This is a genomic window from Sphingomonas sp. Root241, from assembly GCF_001428865.1.
Taxonomy (GTDB): domain Bacteria; phylum Pseudomonadota; class Alphaproteobacteria; order Sphingomonadales; family Sphingomonadaceae; genus Sphingomonas.
This window is the reverse complement of record NZ_LMIV01000001.1, coordinates 147,726-165,909: the sequence shown is the minus strand read 5'-3', so window position 1 is coordinate 165,909 and position 18,184 is coordinate 147,726. Positions and strand designations below refer to the sequence as shown.

The 18,184-nt window shown below is 67.1% G+C and carries 15 protein-coding genes; 3 read left to right on the top strand and 12 right to left on the bottom strand.

The features are described from left to right. Positions 1-2: 2 nt before the first annotated feature. Positions 3-1,676 (bottom strand): M28 family metallopeptidase, encoded by a 1,674-nt coding sequence (locus tag ASE13_RS00805; protein ID WP_056610242.1) that lies wholly within the window; start codon positions 1,674-1,676, stop codon positions 3-5. A gap of 113 nt (positions 1,677-1,789) precedes the next feature. Between ASE13_RS00805 and pepN the strand changes: the two genes are divergently transcribed. Beyond that, positions 1,790-4,378: an aminopeptidase N gene (pepN, locus tag ASE13_RS00800; protein ID WP_056614444.1), complete on the top strand. Its 2,589-nt coding sequence runs from the start codon at positions 1,790-1,792 to the stop codon at positions 4,376-4,378. Positions 4,379-4,405: 27 nt separating this feature from the next. On the opposite strand, the gene ASE13_RS00795 is transcribed toward pepN, so the two are convergent. Then, entirely contained in the window at positions 4,406-6,019 is a 1,614-nt protein-coding gene (locus ASE13_RS00795; protein WP_056610239.1) for an alkaline phosphatase D family protein, read from the bottom strand. A 164-nt stretch (positions 6,020-6,183) separates the two neighbouring features. Here ASE13_RS00795 and ASE13_RS00790 point away from each other — a divergent pair, with 164 nt between their 5' ends. After that, positions 6,184-7,734, top strand: coding sequence for an ArnT family glycosyltransferase (locus tag ASE13_RS00790; protein WP_056610236.1), 1,551 nt, complete (start codon positions 6,184-6,186; stop codon positions 7,732-7,734). Here ASE13_RS00790 and ASE13_RS00785 read toward each other — a convergent pair. The 3 genes from ASE13_RS00785 to ASE13_RS00775 are packed head-to-tail and all read right to left on the bottom strand — an operon-like array spanning position 7,668 to position 10,316. Then, complete coding sequence (locus tag ASE13_RS00785; protein ID WP_056610234.1) at positions 7,668-8,870, bottom strand: glycosyltransferase; 1,203 nt, start codon at positions 8,868-8,870, stop codon at positions 7,668-7,670. The genes ASE13_RS00790 and ASE13_RS00785 overlap by 67 nt on opposite strands. 10 nt (positions 8,871-8,880) lie before the next feature. After that, a complete protein-coding gene (locus ASE13_RS00780) occupies positions 8,881-9,393 on the bottom strand; it encodes a DUF2141 domain-containing protein (RefSeq protein ID WP_056610231.1) in 513 nt (170 codons plus the stop codon). Then, complete coding sequence (locus tag ASE13_RS00775; RefSeq protein ID WP_082596555.1) at positions 9,390-10,316, bottom strand: hypothetical protein; 927 nt, start codon at positions 10,314-10,316, stop codon at positions 9,390-9,392. Before ASE13_RS00775 ends, ASE13_RS00780 begins: the two co-directional genes overlap by 4 nt. 194 nt (positions 10,317-10,510) lie before the next feature. On the opposite strand from ASE13_RS00775, the gene ASE13_RS00770 reads away from it, so the two are divergent. After that, positions 10,511-11,602: a glycosyltransferase gene (locus ASE13_RS00770; RefSeq protein WP_235536790.1), complete on the top strand. Its 1,092-nt coding sequence runs from the start codon at positions 10,511-10,513 to the stop codon at positions 11,600-11,602. On the opposite strand, the gene ASE13_RS00765 is transcribed toward ASE13_RS00770, so the two are convergent. The 7 genes from ASE13_RS00765 to pyrE form a co-directional block, all read right to left on the bottom strand. Next, on the bottom strand, positions 11,587-13,611 hold the full coding sequence (locus ASE13_RS00765) for a TonB-dependent receptor (protein ID WP_056610221.1): 2,025 nt from the start codon (positions 13,609-13,611) through the stop codon (positions 11,587-11,589). The genes ASE13_RS00770 and ASE13_RS00765 overlap by 16 nt on opposite strands. A 125-nt stretch (positions 13,612-13,736) precedes the next feature. Continuing rightward, positions 13,737-14,357, bottom strand: a complete 621-nt coding sequence (gene maiA, locus ASE13_RS00760) for a maleylacetoacetate isomerase (RefSeq protein ID WP_056610218.1) — start codon at positions 14,355-14,357, stop codon at positions 13,737-13,739. Between the two features lie 19 nt (positions 14,358-14,376). Then, positions 14,377-15,546 carry an AI-2E family transporter gene (locus ASE13_RS00755; protein ID WP_082596308.1) on the bottom strand — a complete coding sequence of 390 codons (1,170 nt, stop codon included), beginning with the start codon at positions 15,544-15,546 and terminating at the stop codon, positions 14,377-14,379. Further along, a complete protein-coding gene (gene lepB / locus ASE13_RS00750; RefSeq protein WP_082596307.1) occupies positions 15,543-16,424 on the bottom strand; it encodes a signal peptidase I in 882 nt (293 codons plus the stop codon). Before lepB ends, ASE13_RS00755 begins: the two co-directional genes overlap by 4 nt. Continuing rightward, a complete protein-coding gene (gene acpS, locus ASE13_RS00745) occupies positions 16,424-16,837 on the bottom strand; it encodes a holo-ACP synthase (protein ID WP_056610216.1) in 414 nt (137 codons plus the stop codon). The genes lepB and acpS overlap by 1 nt, the downstream gene beginning before the upstream one ends. Continuing rightward, positions 16,834-17,562, bottom strand: a complete 729-nt coding sequence (locus tag ASE13_RS00740; protein WP_056610214.1) for a pyridoxine 5'-phosphate synthase — start codon at positions 17,560-17,562, stop codon at positions 16,834-16,836. The genes acpS and ASE13_RS00740 overlap by 4 nt, the downstream gene beginning before the upstream one ends. Beyond that, positions 17,559-18,143 (bottom strand): orotate phosphoribosyltransferase, encoded by a 585-nt coding sequence (gene pyrE / locus ASE13_RS00735; RefSeq protein ID WP_056610212.1) that lies wholly within the window; start codon positions 18,141-18,143, stop codon positions 17,559-17,561. The genes ASE13_RS00740 and pyrE overlap by 4 nt, the downstream gene beginning before the upstream one ends. Positions 18,144-18,184: the final 41 nt, after the last annotated feature.

The following is an 18,184-nucleotide window of genomic DNA, read 5'->3' as shown; positions in this document are numbered from 1 at the left end:
GATCACTTCTCCATCGGTCCGCCGAAGAGGGTGCCGAAGAAGTCGCCCTTCTTCCACATCGGCTTCTGATCGGCATCGGCGATCTCGCGCGCGATGCGATAGTTCACGTCGACGAAGCGCGCACCCGATTCCCAGTCGATCGCCGGCTGCTGGACGAGATCGTCCGAGGGCTGGTGATAATGACTGCTCAGGAACGCATCGGTCGCGGCCTTGCCCGGGCCCTTCTCGCCCGGCCACAGGAAGACCGAGGGGATACCCTGCTGGACGAAGCGGTAATGGTCCGAGCGGACGAAGAACGCCTCGTCGGGACGCGGATCGCCGCCCATGCCGACGCCGATCTGCGCGGCGGCGCGCGCCACCGTCTCGCCCAGAGTCGAATGCGCCGCGCCGAACGGCGTCACGTCCTCGAACTTGTAGGTGATGATCGGCATGTCGAGATTGACGTCGGCGACCATGTTCGCCTTGGGCACCGTCGGGTTGTTCGCGAAATAGTCGGAGCCGATCAGCCCCTTTTCCTCGGCGGTGACCGCCAGGAACAGCACCGAACGGCGCGGCGGCTTGCCCGATGCCTTGAAGCGGCGCGCCTCCTCGATCAGCGAGGCGATGCCGACGGCATTGTCCATCGCGCCGTTATAGATCGTGTCGCCTTTCGCATCGGGCTTGCCGACGCCGACATGATCGAGATGCGCCGAGAGCACGACGACCTCCTTGCCGAGCGCAGGATCGCTGCCCGGCAGGAGCCCCGCCACATTGTAGCTGGTGATGGCGGTGTTGGCGGTGTTGAGCGTGACCGACAGCGTCCTGGCCAGCTGGGTCGCCTTGAAAATGGCGCCGTCATCCTGCGAGCGCTCGGCGACCTCTTCCCACTTCACCTTCGCGCCTTCGAACAGCTTTGCGGCACCCGCGATGCTCAGCATGCCGAGGCCGGGCGCGGTGGGCGTCGGGATATGGCCCGAGCCGTCCGCCTCGGCCCAGGTGAAGCGGGTGCGGTCCCAGTTCGCCGCGATCGTCTTGAACGGATAGCTGCCACGGCCCGCGCGCGGCGATTCGAGCGTGATATAGCCGACCGCGCCCTTCTTCATCGCGATCCCAGCCTTGGAAGCCGGGCTGCTGAAATGCGCACGCTCCTCGGCCGGGAAGCTCGACGGCGCGCCGCCGAAAAAGGCGACGATCTTGCCCTTCACGTCGACGCCCTTGTAGTCGTCGCGGCCGAGCCCCGAAATGCCGTAGCCGACGAACACCACCGGCGCAGTCAGCTGGAAGGCGGTCTTGTTCGGATTGCCGGCGGGAAGATAATCCTCGCCGAAGACGAGGCTGACCGGCTGGCCGCCCTTGGCCGTGAACGCCATGCTGCCCTTGTCCGCGGGCTTGTAGCTGATCAGCGGCACCTTCTGGAGATAGGAGCCGTCGTCGCCGGCGGGGCGCAGGCCCCGTTCGTAGAATTGCGACGCGACATATTGTGCGGCGATGTCATATTCGGCGCTGCCCGCTTCGCGGCCGCGCATCTGGTCCGATGCGAGGAACATGATGTGGCTCTTGAGCGCCGCCTGATCGGCGGGAAGCTCGGCGTTGAGCAGCGCATTGTTCTGCGCGGGTGTGGGCGCCGGCGCCTCCTGCGCCATCGCCGAAGTGGCGACGAGCGCGATCAGGCCGAGCGGCGATGTCAGTCGAAGCATAAGGGAGAAACCTCGGTGTCTCTGGGATGCCGTATCGGTAGCATCGCGCCACTCATAGGCAAGCGGCAGTTTGTTGTGGCGGCACCATGGGTTGACCCTATATCGGGGCGATGATGGCAGACGTTCAGACCGCAACCCAGACGCCCAAGGTGACGCGCCGCGAGGATTATCGCGAGCCCGATTGGCGCGTGCCCGAGATCGCGATCGATTTCGACCTCGATCCCGCGGCGACCCGCGTGCGAGCGACTCTGTCGGTCGAGCGCAATGGCGTCCACGATCGGCCGCTGCGGCTCGACGGCGACGGGCTGACCGCGATCAGCGTCAGGGTCGACGGCGTCGAAGCCAGCGACTGGAGTATGGACGGCCCGAACCTCGTCGTGCCGCTGAGCGGGGCTGCGCACACGATCGAGACCGAAGTCGAGATCGCGCCCGAGCGCAATACGCAACTCCAGGGGCTCTATGCTTCGTCGGGCATGCTCTGCACCCAGTGCGAGGCCGAGGGCTTCCGCCGCATCACCTTCTTCCCCGATCGGCCCGACGTGCTCAGCCGCTACAAGGTCAAGCTGACCGCCGACAAAGTTCGCTTCCCGGTGCTGCTAGCGAACGGCGATCCGATCGCGCAGGGCGATCTCGAGGATGGGCGCCACTGGGCCGAATGGCACGATCCCTTCCCCAAGCCGAGCTATCTGTTCGCCTTGGTGGCCGGCGATCTCGTCGCCAATCGCGGTACCTTCGTCACGATGTCGGGCCGCGAAGTGCAGCTCGGCATCTGGGTGCGCGCGCCCGATCTGCCCAAGACCGACCACGCGCTCCGCGCGCTCAAGCTGTCGATGGCGTGGGACGAGAAGGTCTATGGCCGCGAATATGATCTCGACGTGTTCAACATCGTCGCGGTCGACGATTTCAATTTCGGCGCGATGGAGAATAAGGGGCTGAACGTCTTCAACAGCCGCTACATCCTCGCCGATCCCGACACCGCCACCGATTATGATTACGATGCGATCGCCGCGGTGGTCGCGCACGAATATTTCCACAATTGGTCGGGCAACCGCGTCACCTGCCGCGACTGGTTCCAGCTCTCGCTGAAGGAAGGCTTCACTGTCTTCCGCGACCAGAGCTTCTCGGCCGATCAGGGCAGTGCCGCTGTCAAGCGGATCGAGGACGTCCGCGGCTTGCGCGCATCGCAATTCCCCGAGGATGCCGGTCCGCTCGCGCATCCGGTGCGCCCCGACGAATATATGGAAATCTCGAATTTCTATACCGCGACGATCTACAACAAGGGCGCCGAGGTCATCCGGATGATGGCCACGATCCTCGGCCCCCAGAAATTCCGCGCCGCGACCGACCTTTATTTCGACCGTTTCGACGGCACGGCCGCGACCTGCGAGGATTTCGTCCAGTGCATGGAGCAGGGCGGCGGCGTCGATCTCACTCGGTTCCGTCGCTGGTACACCCAGGCCGGCACGCCGCGCGTCTCGGCATCGCTGGCGCAGGAGGGTGGCCGCGCACGGCTGCAGCTGCGTCAGGTGGTGCCGCCGACCCCCGGACAGCCGGTCAAGGAGCCGATGGTCCTCCCGCTCAAGGTCAAGCTGTTCGGCGCAGCCAGCGGGCGGCCGCTGTGCGACGAACAGCTCATACTGCTCGAGGACGAAAGCCACGAGATAGCGTTCGAGAGCCTCGCCGAGCAGCCGATCCTGTCGATCAACCGCGGCTTTTCGGCTCCGGTGATCGTGGAAACCGACCGTACCGCGAAGGACCTCGCTTTCCTCTCGGCGCACGATGACGATCCGTTCGCGCGCTACGAAGCGATGCAGCAGTTGATGCTCGACACGCTCGTCGCCTCGGTCGCCAATGGCGGCACCGATCATGCGCCGGTGATCGATGCGGTGCGCAACACGCTGACCGATGCCAGGCTGGACCGCGCCTTCATCGCCGAAGCGGTCTTGCTCCCTTCGGACAGCTTCATCGGCGATCAGATGGCGGTGGTCGATCCCGAGGCGATCTTCCGCGCGCGGGAGGCGCTGCGCCAGGATCTGGGCAAGGCGCTGGCGGACGAATGGCGCGCCGCCTACGAAGGCAGCCTCGCCAACCGCTTCGAATATTCGCCGGCGGCCAAGGGCGCGCGACGGCTCAAGACGGTGTCGCTCGGCTATATCGCGGCGAGCGGCGTGCCCGATGCCGACACTTTGGCCTTCGACCAGTTCAGCGGCGCCGACAACATGACCGACCGGCAGGGTGCGCTCACCACGCTCGTCAATGGCGATTCGCCGCTGCGCGAGCAGGCGCTCGACGCATTCTACCAGCGTTATGCCGGCAACGGGCTGGTGCTCGACAAATGGTTCCAGACCCAGGCGCTGTCGGCGCGCGAGGACACTGCGGAAATGGTCGAGCGGCTCGCCGCGCACCGCGACTTCACCCTTTCCAATCCCAATCGCGCGCGTTCGCTGATCGGCGCGTTCAGCGTCAACCAGCGCGCCTTCCACGATCCGTCGGGCCGCGGCTATCGCTTCGTTGCCGACCAGTTGATCGCGCTCGACAAGCTCAACCCGCAGACCGCGGCCAAGCTGATCCCGCCGCTCGGCCGCTGGAAGCGCTTCGACGCCGCGCGTGCCGCCCTGATGCGCGCCGAGCTCGAACGGATCGTCGCCACCCCCGGGCTGAGCAAGGACATGTTCGAGCAGGCGACGAAGTCGCTGGACTGATCAACTCCTCCCCGGAACGGGGAGGAACTACACCATCACATTGCGCCCGCGCTGGACCACGGCGGTGTGGCCAACCTTCGCCGCCATGTTCCGCGTCAGGATCGTATCGACGAACACCCAATCGTTGCTCGCACGCTCGGGGGTGAGCGTCAGCGCCATATAGCCGCGCCGGCTGGTGTCGCACCATTTGAGCTCGGGATTGGCGGCGACCAGCCCCGCGGCGACCACCCGGGGATCCACGCCGGTCGCGTCCTCATAGCCCGGCGACGTGACGCTGTGCCCAGCGAACTCGACGCCGGCCGGCTTGCCGTCCTGTCCCAGATCGAACGCCCAGGCATTGTGGCTGTCGCCGCAGAGCACGAGCAGATTGGCGCCCATGGCCTGCGATGATTTCAGAAAACGCGCGCGGGCGGCGGGGAAGCCGCCCCAATTGTCGAGATCGGACGGCAGTCCCGCCTTGCTCGCCGCGACGCCGTTGCGGACCCAGGCCTTGGTCCGCTCGGGCGCGTCGGGCTTGAGCCAATCCATCGCCTGTTCGGGGGTGCGCTGCTGGCCCAGGATCGTGCCGAACTGGACGACCTGCCATTTGCGCCCGCTGCGCACCGAGCCGAGCATCGCGTGCGCCAGCCACGCCTCCTGCTCCGTCCCCAGCATCGTCCGCGCCGGATCCTGCAGCGGCCCGTCGCGGAATTGGGTAAGCGCCGCGGCCGGATTGGCAGCCTTGAACAAGTCGCCGATCTCGGGCTCGTCGCTGCGCGCGATCAGCCGGCTCTCGGTGCGGAACAAGGTCGCGAGGCCGCCGATGTCATAGGCGCCCCATGGCGTCTCGGAGACCGGCATCCATTCCTTGAACGCCTGCAGCGAAGCCGCCTTGCGATCGCTCCACAGCCCTTCGAACTCGGGCTGGTTGTTCTGCGCGCTCATCTCGCGGCTGTTATTGGCCGATTCGTGATCGTCCATCTGGACGAGCATCGGCTTCAGGCGGTGCAATTCCTGCAGGTCGGGATCGCTGCGATAGCTGGCATAACGGAGGCGATAATCGGTGAGATGGATCATCTCGGTCACCGGCTCGGGCCATCGCCCGCCGACCGCGCCGTCCTCGGGCGCATAGCCGCCCTTCGCATATTCGTAGAGATAGTCGCCGAGATGCACCCACAGGTCCACGTCGTCGCGCACGGCGGCATGGCCATAAGCGTTGAACCAGCCGAAGGGCAGGTTCGCGCAGGAGAAGACCGCGATGCCGAAGCGGCGGACATTGCCGTCAGGCAGCGTCTGCGTACGGCCCACCGGGGAAAAGCTGCCGTCGGGCGCGACGAAGCGGTAGAAATAGCGCGTGCCCGGCGCGAGCCCCTGCACGGTAATCTTGGCGGTGTGATCGCGCCACGGCCCGGTGATCATCTCGCCGCCGCTCACCACGCGCGCGAAATCCTCGCTGATCGAAACTTCGGCGCGCAGCTTCGCCGCGCCGCCGCCCGCCGGCACGTACCGCGTCCATAGCAGCATCGTGTCGGCGCCCGGCTCGCCGCTGGCGACCGAATGGGTGAACCCGCTCGCCGCCTGGCCGAACGCGAAACCCGGGATCGAGAGTGCGGCGAGCCCGAAGGTGCCGGTGAGCAGCAGGCGGCGGCGATCGATGTTCATGGCGCGGATACCCCTTTTCGTCGCAAGGCTTGCCCGGAAAACTTGGCGGGTTCGTGACAGCGGACCGCGCCTTCGCTAAGCAGCAGCTAAGTGGGTCGCAAACAAGGCAGAAATCGCATGGTCTCGTTTCGGAAGCCGGACTCCGGGCATGGTCGCCTGAGCTGATGGCCGGCAACGGCGCCGTCGCGGTGCGCGCGGCGCGCTTGCCCTCGCTTGCGGTTCTGCTCGACGCGGTGCCCGCTTGGGCGGTGCTGCTGTTCGCGGCGATCGCGGTGCGCGCGGTCGCGTTCGGCAACCCGGTGGTCCATGTCGACGAGGAATTCTATTTCTACACGGCGCAGCGGATGCTCGACGGCGCCCTGCCGTACGTCGATATCTGGGACCGCAAGCCGATCGGGCTGTTCCTGATCTACCTCCCCGCCGCGGCTTTCGGCCCAGTGCTCGGCCTGTGGATCTATCAGGCGATGGCGCTGGCCAGCGTGGTGCTGACCGCGCTGCTGATTATGCGGCTCGCCGGACATGCCGGCTGGGGAAAAGGCGGGCTGGTCGCCGCCCTCCTCTATATCCTCATGCTCGGCTTCGGCGACGGCCAGAGCGGGCAGGCGCCGGTCTTCTACAATCTGATCACCGCCTTCGCGATGCTGCTCGCATTGCCCTGCACCGCTTCGGCCGATTCGGAGCGGCTGCGCAAGGGCAAGGCAATCGCGGCGATGGCGCTGATCGGCGTCGCGCTGCAGGTAAAGTATTCGGTGCTGTTCGAGGGCATGTTCCTCGGGCTCTGGCTGCTGTGGCGCGAGCGGCGGCTGGGCTATCCGCTGGACAGCATCGTGCGGTTCGGCGCCGTCCTGGTCGCAGTGGCGATGGTCCCGACCCTGCTCGCCTGGGGCGCTTATGCCGCGATCGGACATGGCAATGCGTGGTTCTACGCCAATCTTGGTTCGATCCTTGCCCGCAACAGCGATCCGGCGCTCGTTCTGTTAGCCGCCTTCCTCAAGGTCGCACTGATCCTGGGGCCACTGCTGATCGTCAGCGGGCTGTCGCGCCACGTACCGGTCAATGACGAGAGCGAGCATCCGGTGCGCGCGCTCTATTTCGGCTGGCTGATCGCCTCGGTATTCGGGCTGATCGTGTTCGGGACCTATTTCAACCACTACGCCCTGCCCGTGATGCTGCCGGCATGCCTGTGTTGCGCGGGCTTTCTCGGCAGCCACCCGACGGGCAGGCGGATCGTGACGCCTTTGCTGCTGCTCGCCGCCGGGCTTGGCGGGGAATATACCGTGTTGAGCGCGGGCTGGCATCGCGGCAACGCCGCACAGCTAGAGACGCTGACTGAGGCGATCGGTCACGGCCCGGGCTGCCTGTATGTATATTCGGGCAATTCGAGTCTCTATTCGCACTCCGGACGTTGTACGCTGAGCCCCTGGGTCTATCCCAGCCATTTGTCGCGCGAGCGCGAGAATGGCGCGGTCGGCGTCGATCAGCTCGCCGAGATCGGCCGGATTTTCGCGAAGCGGCCGGAAGTGGTCGTGATGGCTCCCACATTTTCGGGAGAACGCGCGGAATCGCGTCATCTGGTGATCGACCGGCTGCGCGAAGGTAATTACGTGCTGCGCGGACGCTATCCGCTCGGCAAGTCGCTGCTTGACGTCTATGCCGCGCCGGGCAGCACCGCGGGCGTGGCCGTGCCCCGCCTCGCGGCGAGGAGCCCTTCATAATAGGCCATCAGCTCGACCGTATGGTCGCGGTCGCTGCGCACCTTGCCCGCAGCGACGCGAGCGGCGGCGCGCAGGATCGCCGGCTCGCGCGCGAACATGCGGCGGATCGCGTCGGCTGCCGACAGCGCATCGCGCGCGGCATAGGTCTCGGCGAACAGCGGATCGGCGAGCTCGGCGAACCCGCCCTCGTCGGGCCCGATCAGCGGCAGGCCCGACGCCAGCGCCTCGGACGCGACCAGGCCGAACGGCTCGGCGTCGGAGCCGTGCACCAGCGCATCGCAGCTCGCCATGATCCGCGATAGGCGGACGCGATCGTAAACCGGACGGAAGATGCGAATATGCGGACTGCCGGCGATCCGCGCCTCGAGTTGCCGGCGCTCGGGCCCGTCGCCGATCAGGATCAGCCCGACCGGAATGTCGGTCGCCGCCGCCTCGACGGCATCGATCACCAGCGGCCAGCGCTTTTCCTTGTGATGCCGCCCCAGCCCGAGCAGCAAATGCCCCTCGGGCGGCAGGCCGCATTGCTCGAGCAACGCGACGCGGAGCTTCTCGTCGCGCAGATCGGGCGAGAACCAGCTCCGCTCGATCCCCAGCGGCATCGAAGCATCGACATGCATGCCGCGGCGGCGGAAACGCTTGGCGAGCGCCGGGCCGTTGGTGACGAAGGCATCATAATGGCCGAGGAAGCGGTTCATGTAGCGCGTGTACCAGGCAAAGGCGTTCTCGACCTGGATCGGACTCGCGACGCTGTCGAGCCAGCGCTGCGGATAGGCGCCGATCTGGTCGCCATGCGCGAAGAACACCTTGAGCGCGTCGCCCTTCCAGTTCGCCACGGTCCAGGCAGGCAGCCAGGGCGAGCTGCATTCGACGATATCGGCCTGAAGTTCATCGAGCACCGCCCAGACCGGCTCGTCCTTGACGAAGATGCAGTAATTGCGATCGAGCACCAGAGCCGGCGATTTGACCCAGCGGATGCGGCCGCCGCCCGGACGATCCTCCACACCGTCCTCCAGCGCGGGCGCGACCACGGTCAACTCATGGCCCAGATCGGCCATGATGCCGATCTTTCGGTCGATATAGGTGCGCACCCCGCCGCCAGTGGGCGAATAGAATTCGTTGACGTCGACGATCCGCATGGCCGTCTCCTCAGTCGAGCGGGCCGAAGCCGCCTAGCCCCTTCAGATATTGCGCGCGTACGGTGATCTGGCCGCCGGCGGCCGGAATGTTGACCAGCGCCTGGCGCACCTTCGGGCGGCTGCGGCCGAGCCGCTGGTTGCTCGGGAAGCCGGCGCCGTCCTGCCAGAAGTTGAACTTGTTCTTGCCGTCGCGATCGTGCGTGAACAGCAAGGCCCATTGCCCGGCGCTCGGCGCGCGGATGCACAGAGTGACCGGGCCCGAGGTCGGCATTTGCGACCAGACGCGACGCATCTGCTTGCCCTCGGCCTTGATCGTGCGATCGTCCTTGAGGAAATCCTCCTCGTTGCCCGGATAGAGTTCGAGCTTGAGACGGCCACTGCGATCCTTGAGGCCGGTCACATTAACATAGAGCTTGGGGCCCACGCCGTGCGCGCACGAACCGTCGATCGGATCCTGCGCCCGCGCCGCGCCGGGCAGCGCCAGCGCAGCAAGCACGAAGGAGAGAGAAGCGGAGCGGATCATTTCTTGTTCCTCGTGACCAGCGCATGGACGCTGAAGGCCGCGATCAGCGCGACGTGCGCGAGCAGCGTCAGCGCCGCGATCAACGCCATCAGTTCGGAGAGCGCCTCGCCCTGCCCGATCACCACGCCGGCGATCGTCGCGAAGGCGACTTCCTTGTTGGGGACGAGCGGCAGGCGCCAGACGAGCAGGCGTCCGGCGGCCATCAGCAGCCAGAAGCCCACCGACACCTGCGGCAGCGCAAAATGCCAGGCGACCGCGATGAGAAACGAGCCGGTCAGGATACGCACGCAATGGACGCCGAAGATCCACCATAAAGTGCCGCGCGGCAGCGAGAAGACCCGCCGCGAGAAGATCATGAAGGGCAATGACGTGGCGACGATGATCGCGATCGATCCCCATACCCAATTCTGCTGGACGCCGGTGAGCAGTCCCATGCCGAACGGCGCGGCCAGCAGAATCACCCCCAGCGTGACTGCATTGCCGGCGATCGCCGACAGGATCGTCACGTCCTTCACGGCGCCGAACGGGGCCGCGACCATCTGGGTGCGTTGCCGCGCCCAGGCGTAGAAATAGGCCTCACCCGAATAGCCGACCAGCACTTCGTTCGAGATGCGCTTCTTATGGAGCGCGGCCATGCCGGCGAGCGGGATGTTCCACAGCCGCCTGAAGATCACATAGTCGAAGGTCGGCGGCCCGAGATAATATAGCGCGAAGGCCAGATAGAAGAGCGGATTGGTCGGCAGCCGCCGCGAAAGCCCCGCAAGCCCTGAATCGAACAGCTCGTGCGCCAGCGCACCGATCATCAGCAGCGTCAGCGCGCCGCCCAGCAGCATCGGCCAGCGGCGCGTGATTTTTTCGACGGGCTCGAGGCCCGCAAGGTCCGGCGCACTCCCCAATGGAGCTTCGACAGCGCTGGTATTCACCGAAGCCTCCACTGCTGGTTCATTCACTGGGTCATTTCCGATGCAGACACGTCAAAACAAATTTCGCTTTGTTTCCGCGTCTTGCATCGCCTCCCCGATATGCGCGCCCGTGCGGAGATGGCGGATTGACAGCAGATTGCGGTTTATTGCGGGGGCGATTTGGGCCTAAGAGTGGCAATCCGCAAGGGCATATGTTGCACCGCACCTATTCCGAAACTGCCCAGCACATCCTCACCTGCGCCCAAAGCATGCGCGGCGGCGGGGTCGAACGCGCATTGCTGCGCATGGCCGAAGGGTGGCTTGGCGAGGGCCGGCGAGTGACTTTGGTCCTCGGCAGCGACGAGGGTCCGCTGGCCGCAGAGATTCCCATGCGCATCGAGCTGATCCGGCTCGGCGATGCGCGCTATTCGGCGCTGTTCGCACTCGGCGAGCATGTCCGCGCGACGGCACCGGACCTGATCTTCTGCCCGGGAAATCACTATAGCGCGGTCGCGGCGATGGCCCGGCTGCGCCTCGGCCGCGCATCGCCGCCGATCGTCGCCAAGGTGTCGAACGCGCTGGTCCGGCCCGAGCAGGGCCGCTTCGCTGCCTGGGCCTATCGGCGCTGGCTGCGGCTCCACCCGCGCTTCCTCGACCATGTCGTGGCGATGACCCCGGCGATGGCGGCGGAGGCGAGGGCCGAGATGGGGATGCCGGCCGATCGGGTGAGCGTCATCGCCAACCCGCCTGCCCTGCCGCGCCCCGATGCCGCACCGGTGAAGCTGCCTGACGGCCGCTACATCGTAGGGGTCGGCCGGCTCGAGCCCCAGAAGCGCTGGGACCGCCTGATCGCCGCGCTTCCCCATATCGCCGACAAGCAGGTGAAGCTCCTGATCCTCGGCGAAGGCGGCGCGCGGGCGGCACTGGAGGCGCAGGTGGCGGCGCTCGGGCTCACTGCGCGGGTCTCGATGCCCGGCCACGCCGGCGATCCCCTCCCCGCGCTCGCCGGAGCGACCGTGGCGGTACTCACCTCGGACTATGAAGGCGTTCCCGGGGTGCTTCGCGAGGCGCTTTCGGTGGGCACCCCGGTGATCTCGACCGAATCGAGCGTCGCGGTCCGCGAGATCATCACTCTGCCCGAACACGGAATGGTCATTCCCCGCGAGGACCCCGAAGCGCTGGTCGCGGCGCTGAACCAGCTGCTCGATCCTGACCGCGTGCGGCCGATCCCGGTGACGGCGACGGGCGATCCGATTACCGACTATCTGGCGCTGTTCGACCGGCTCGTCGCTCAGCGCAGCCGGTAGCGTAGCCCCAGCCAAAGCGTCCGCGGCGTCGCCCGCTCGATCACGCCGGGTCCGCTGATCCCCGCCTCGACTCGCGCATCTGCGAGGTTCTCGGCGCGGCCCTCCACGCTCAGGTTCCGCGTGAGCGGCAGTGCGGCAACCGCGTCGAAGGTGAGCGCGTCGGCCAGCTCACGGCTGTTCTGGTCGTCCTCATATTGCGGCGAGGCATAGCGGGCCGTGAGCGATGCCCCGAGATCACCGCGATGCCAGGCAAGAGTCGCCGAGGCCTGGTGCGCAGCGGTCTGTGCCGGGCGAAGATCGTCGAGCGTAGCGGCGATGCCCGATGCGCGGACGCGTGCATCGACGAACGCATATGACGCACCGAGGCTGAAGGACCCGCTCTCGAACCTGCCGTCCAGCTCGATCCCGCGCGCCTCGACCGCGTCGAGGTTCTGGCGCTGGCGATAGACGCCCGCTGCGGAGACGAAGCCGACTCCCGCAAAGGTGCCCGGCCCCCTGGCGAGCGTGACATTGGCGATCGCATCGTCGAGCCGATTCCAATAGCCGGTGGCGCGCAGCGCCAATTGCGGGATCGGACGCCAGTCGATCCCGATCTCGGCACCGCTCAGCCGTTCGGGATCGAGCGCGGCATTGGCGGCAGTGGCGTCGGCGCCGACGCGGAACGGGCGGTACAGTTCGTTGAGCGTGGGTAGTCGCCAGCCGCGATAAGCCGCCGCGCGCAAGGTAACGGGCCCAGCTGCGAACGCTGCCCCGACCCGTCCAGTCGCTTCGGTTCCGCTGCGATCGGCGAAGGCCATGTCGGTCAGCGCGGCCCCGCCCGCGAGCGGCTGCTCGACCAGCGAACCCTTGGTGATCGTCCAGCGATCGAGCCGCCCGCCGGCATTGAGCGTGAGCGCCCCCGCTTCGTAGCTCGCATCGGCGAAGCCGCCGATCGTGGTGCTTTCGCCCCCGGCGACCCGGCGGCGCGTCGGCACGCGGGAGACGAAGGTGTAGAGCTCCTGCGTCCGGCCCGAGACATGCCGGACATCGCTGCCCAGCCGGAGCGTGATTCCGTGGCCGATCGGGGGGGCGATCTCGATGCGCCCGCCGACCCCGGTGGCGGGGACATTATATTGATCGAGCGTAGCAGTCGCCGTGTTGCGCGCATCGTCGACGCTGGCGAAGCCGCTCGCGAACTGGCGGGTCTGGACATAGCCCAACACCGACCATCCCCAATCGCCGCGCTTGACCAGCCGGATGCTGGCATCGGCACCGTCGCTGGCGACGCGGGTAAAATCGACTCCGCGGTCGCGCCGATCGGTGAAGCCCGAGACATTGGCCTGGAGTTCGGCGCTGCCGATATCGAAGACGCTGCGCAGCGCGAGGCTGGCTTGCTCGTACGGCGCGGCGCGATCGGCGGGGCCGCGATCCTCCTCGACCACGGGGATGAAGCCGTCGCCTCGGGCATATTGCCCGGCGAGCGTGACGAAGCCGGTGCCGAGCGTTGCGGAAGCCAATGCCGTCGCGTCGACGCTGTCGCGGCTGCCATAGGCTGCGCGAAGCTGGAGGGCGCCGAGATCGGCGGGCGATCCGCTGGTCAGGTCGATCGTGCCGGCGAGCGCGCCCGGCCCGGCATAGCCACTGCCCCCGCCGCGCGTGATGCGGACCGACGCGAGCCGTTCGGGCAGATAGGCGGGGAACGCCACCCAGCCGCCGAACGGATCAGCCTGCGGCACGCCGTCGAGCATCACCAGCGCCCGGCTCGACGCATTGCCGCCGAGCCCGCGCAGCGTCACTCCCTGGCTGGTCGGGTGCGCCGAGCGCGAATCGGAGCGGCGGAATTGCGCGACACCGGCGGCGTCGCGGAGCGCATCCTCGAGCCGGTTGCTGGCGGTGGAAGTCAGCCGTTCGCGTTCGATGGTGACGATGTCGTACGCAGCTTCGCCGGGCGGCGCATCCAGTCCCCGGCCGGTGACCAGGATCTCGTTGGGATCGGTCTGCGCCAGCGCGGGTAGTGCCCATCCTCCCATCAACGTCACCCCCGCGAAAGCGGGGGCCCATCTCCTGAACTGGGCTCCGATACAACAGCCGTTTCGGCGCGTGGCCTCTGCCGGAGATGGGCCCCCGCTTTCGCGGGGGTGACGGGTGGCTGGATTCACCTGGGCGCCACGCGGTCCGGATGCGCGGCGGCGAAGGCCTCGATCTCCTGTGCCGCCGCATCGGCGCGGACCAGCTTGGGATAGGCGTCGATCGGGGTGCCGAAGCGGCGCGCATTGAACATCTGGGGGACCAGGAACACGTCGGCTATATTGGGCGCGGCGCCGCCGAGGAACGGGCCGTCTCCCACCATGGCCTCCAGCGCCGCGAAGCCTTCGGCGATCCAGTGGCGCGTCCATTCGTCGCGCGCATCGTCCTCGATGCCCATCGCCTTGAGCCGCCGCATCACGCGCAGATTGTTGAGGGGATGGGTGTCGGCGGCGATCACCAGCGCCTGCGCCATCGCCGCGGCGCGCGCGTCGGGATCGGCGGGAATCAGCCGCGGTTCGGGGTAGCGCGTGTCGAGCCAGTCGATGATGGCAAGGCTCTGGGTCAGCACCTTGCCGTCGACCTCCAGCGCGGGAACGAAACCCTGCGGGTTCAGCGCGAGATGCTCGGCGCTGCGCTGCTGGTTCTCGAGCAGCATCACGTCGCGCCTCTCATACGCGATACCCTTCAGATTAAGCGCGATCCGGACGCGAAAGGCCGCGGATGAGCGGAAATAATCATGGAGCAGCATGGGATCTCCCCGGGGTGGCTCAGATAACGGGGGGTTGCCCCGGCGATTCCGCGATGGTTGCGGCAGCAGCGACAGTGTCGCGGTGGCGCACGCGCCAATGGAAGCCGCGGGGCTCCCTGTCCTGCGCCTTTGCGGCGCGCTCGGCCTCGCTTTCGAGCGCGACCTTGATCATCGCGACGATCGGATCGGCGAGCGCCAGCCCCATGAAGCCGAACAGGGTGCTGGCGAGGATCTGTGCCGAAAGGGTGAGCGCGGGCGGCAGGTCGACCGTCTTCTTGGCGACCAATGGGATCAGTACATAGCCGTCGAAGGTCTGCACGCCGAAATAGACTGCGATCGCCCAGAAGCCGGTATCGGTCCCCGCGCTGAACCCCACCGAGATCATCAGCACGCCGCTGACGAACGCGCCGATATTGGGGATGAAGGCGAGGATGCCGGTGATGATCCCCAGCAGCAGCGCCATCGGCACGCCGGCGATCGACAGCAGGATCCACGTCACCACGCCTTCGAACACCATGCCGAGCAGGCGGCCCGCGAGCAGCACGCGCAGCATCCGCGCCATCCGGCCGATCGTCACCGAGAAATCGTCGCGCGCGGCGACGGGCACCATCCATTGCAGCCCGCGCTCATAGATGCGTGGCTCGATCGCGACGAACAGGCCGATCGAAAGCACCATCAACAGGCTCGCACCGGCACCGAGCACCGAACCCACCGCCGAAGTCAGCCGCCCGATCGATCCGAGCGCCTGCTGCGCCATGCTGGTGATGTCGGCACGTCCGGGCATCAACCCCAGCCCCGAGATCCACTCGACGACGCGGTTGCCCTGGACCTCCAATGTGGTGCGGAGCTGCTCGGCCTGCAGCGCGATCTGGACCCCGGTCAGATAGAAGACGCTGCCGATGAAGCCGAGCACGAACAATACGACGATCAGCAGTCGCAGCCCGCGCGGGATCGGCAGCACGCGGCCGAGCAGCCGCACGCCGCCGTCCAGCATCGATGCGACGACGAGCCCGCCGAAGATGATCAGCAGCGGCTGGATCAGCAGCACCACCAAGGCGACGCCGATGCCCAGCCCGAACCATACCGAAGCCCGTTTCAGCTCGGCGCGCACGATCGGATCGCGCAGTTCGTTGGGGCCGGGCTCCTGAACGACCCGGATACCTTCGCTATGCGGAGATTCGGCGGTCATTGGGCTTCCTGTGTCGGGTGGAGCGACGTGCCGGCGCGCCCCGAACGGAACGAGGCCGGCCAGCTCAGGGGATTCCAGCTCGCGCTGCCGTCCAGCGAGAAGGTGATGAACTCGGCGCGGCCGCCGATATTCTCCCACGGCACCGGCCCGCCCAGTCCGTTCTGCGCGATCGTGAAGCGGCTGTCGGCGCTGTTGTCGCGATTGTCGCCCATCAGGAACACGCGATCCTTTGGCACACGGATCTCGGCGAAATTGTCGCCCGGGCTCCAGCCGAGATCGACCGTGTCGTAGGAACGGCCATTGGGCAAGGTCTCGCGCACGATCGGCAAGCGGCAATAGGATTTGCCGTCGGCACCGCGGACCAGCCGGTCGCGATAATGGTCCGGGTCGCAGCGGGTGTTGGCGTCGACCGGAATGTCGCGCGTGCCCGCGGCGCGGCGCGGGACCGCCTTGCCGTTCAGATAGACCACGCCTTCGCGCACTGCGATCGTGTCGCCGGGCAGCCCGATCACGCGCTTGATATAGTCGGTCTCGGTGCCCGGCGGCGTCACGATCACCACGTCGCCGCGCTTTGGCAGGCTGCCGAACAGCCGGCCGGGCATGAACGGCAGCAGATGGAAGGTCGGCGTGACGAAGCTGTAGCCATAGGGATATTTGGTGACGACCAGCCGATCGCCCACCAACAGCCCCGGCATCATCGACTCGGACGGAATATAAAAGGGTTTGGCGACGAGGCTGTGGAAGCCGAGCACGGCCAGCACCAACCAGAATATGCCGCGCAATTCGGCCCACCAATCGGTGCCCCGGCGGGTTTCGGCCGCGTTCTCGTGCAAACCCTCTTCGTGCGTCAACGCCAACTCATCCGCGACCAAGGTCATCAATCGTCCTTCCCGACCGCGATCGCCTCGATCATCACCATGGCGTAGGCCCAGGGGTGATCGTCGGTCAGGGTGAGATGCACCTTCGCGACGTGGCCGTCGGGAGTGAGGGCGTCAAGCCTTGCCTTCGCCCCGCCGGTCAACGCCAGCGTCGGCGCACCCGAAGGCGCGTTGACGACGCCGATGTCCTTCAGGAACACGCCCTGCTTGAACCCGGTTCCGACCGCTTTCGAAAAGGCCTCCTTGGCGGCGAAGCGCTTGGCCAAGGTCGCGGCGTAATTGTGCGGGCGACGCGCGGCCTTCTTCAGCTCGATTTCGGTGAAGGCGCGTTGCTCGAAGCGGGTCCCGAAGCGATCGAGCGAGGACTGGATCCGCTCGATATTGCAAAGGTCGGAGCCGAGGCCAAGGATCACCGTGCCGAATCCATCAGTGCGCGCATGCGCTGCACCACCGGCGCCAGCCCGTCGAAGATCGCCTCGCCGATCAGGAAATGGCCGATGTTGAGCTCCATCACCTGAGGGATCGCGGCGATGGGGACGACATTGTCGAACGTCAGGCCATGACCCGCATGCGGCTCGAGCCCGGCCTTGGCGGCGAGGGCGGCGGCGTCGGCGATGCGGCGCAGCTCGCCGGCGCGCTCTTCCTCGGTCAGTTCGCAGTAACGCCCGGTATGAAGCTCGACGACCGGCGCGCCGAGGCGGAGCGCCGCGTCGATCTGGCGCTCGTCGGGCTCGATAAACAGCGAGACGCGGCTGCCGTTCTCACGCAGCTTCGCCACCATCGGAGCGAGGTGATTGTGCTGGCCGGCGGCGTCGAGCCCGCCTTCGGTGGTGCGCTCCTCGCGCTTTTCGGGGACGATGCAGACGGCGTGCGGGCGATGGCGCAGCGCGATAGCGAGCATCTCTTCGGTGGCTGCCATTTCGAGATTGAGCGGGACGCTTAGTTCGGCGGAGAGGCGGGCGATGTCGTCGTCGGTGATGTGGCGGCGATCCTCGCGCAGATGCGCAGTGATGCCGTCGGCACCTGCCTCGGCGGCGAGCAGGGCCGCACGCACCGGATCGGGATAGCCCGATCCGCGCGCGTTCCGCACGGTCGCGACGTGATCGATGTTGAGGCCGAGGCGCAGCTTGCCGGTCATGCCGCCGCCCGGCTCCCGGGCTTGACCGCCGGGATCGCGGCGAGCTCGGGCGGCAGCGCGTCGGGTTCGTAGGTGGGGACGTCGAGCTGGAGCAGCGAGAAGAACGGCACGTCGAAAACTGCATTGCCGCCCGAGCGATCGACCAGCGACGCCATCGCGATCACCTGACCGCCGGCCTCCTCGATCGCCCTGATCGCCTCGCGCGACGAGAGGCCGGTGGTGACGACGTCCTCCATCATCAGCACTTTCTGGCCGGACGTGAGACGAAAGCCACGGCGCAGCTCGAACGTGCCGGTGGGGCGTTCGACGAACATCGCGTCGACGCCGAGCGACCGCGCCATCTCGTGCCCGGCGATGACCCCGCCCATCGCAGGCGACACCACCGCTGTGATCTGCGCGCGAAGATCGGCGGGGATCTGCGCGGCGAGTGCTTCGGCCAGCCGGCTCCCGCGCTTCGGATCCATCAGCACCCGCGCGCACTGGAGGTAACGCGAGCTTCTGAGCCCCGAGGAAAGGATGAAATGACCCTCGAGCAGCGCGTCCGCGGCGCGGAACTCCTCCAGAATCTCGTCTCGGGTCAAACCATGCACTCCTTCAGCTCCAGGCGGCGGCAACTCTTAAG

Excerpts from the sequence above, each read along its gene's own strand:
- ASE13_RS00755 (WP_082596308.1), bottom strand. The coding sequence starts at position 15,546 with ATGACCGCCGAATCTCCGCATAGCGAAGGTATCCGGGTCGTTCAGGAG.
- ASE13_RS00805 (WP_056610242.1), bottom strand. The coding sequence starts at position 1,676 with ATGCTTCGACTGACATCGCCGCTCGGCCTGATCGCGCTCGTCGCCACT.
- lepB (WP_082596307.1), bottom strand. The coding sequence starts at position 16,424 with ATGACCTTGGTCGCGGATGAGTTGGCGTTGACGCACGAAGAGGGTTTG.
- ASE13_RS00790 (WP_056610236.1), top strand. The coding sequence starts at position 6,184 with ATGGCCGGCAACGGCGCCGTCGCGGTGCGCGCGGCGCGCTTGCCCTCG.
- ASE13_RS00795 (WP_056610239.1), bottom strand. The coding sequence starts at position 6,019 with ATGAACATCGATCGCCGCCGCCTGCTGCTCACCGGCACCTTCGGGCTC.
- ASE13_RS00780 (WP_056610231.1), bottom strand. The coding sequence starts at position 9,393 with ATGATCCGCTCCGCTTCTCTCTCCTTCGTGCTTGCTGCGCTGGCGCTG.
- ASE13_RS00785 (WP_056610234.1), bottom strand. The coding sequence starts at position 8,870 with ATGCGGATCGTCGACGTCAACGAATTCTATTCGCCCACTGGCGGCGGG.
- pepN (WP_056614444.1), top strand. The coding sequence starts at position 1,790 with ATGGCAGACGTTCAGACCGCAACCCAGACGCCCAAGGTGACGCGCCGC.
- ASE13_RS00740 (WP_056610214.1), bottom strand. The coding sequence starts at position 17,562 with ATGACCGGCAAGCTGCGCCTCGGCCTCAACATCGATCACGTCGCGACC.
- maiA (WP_056610218.1), bottom strand. The coding sequence starts at position 14,357 with ATGCTGCTCCATGATTATTTCCGCTCATCCGCGGCCTTTCGCGTCCGG.
- ASE13_RS00765 (WP_056610221.1), bottom strand. The coding sequence starts at position 13,611 with ATGGGAGGATGGGCACTACCCGCGCTGGCGCAGACCGATCCCAACGAG.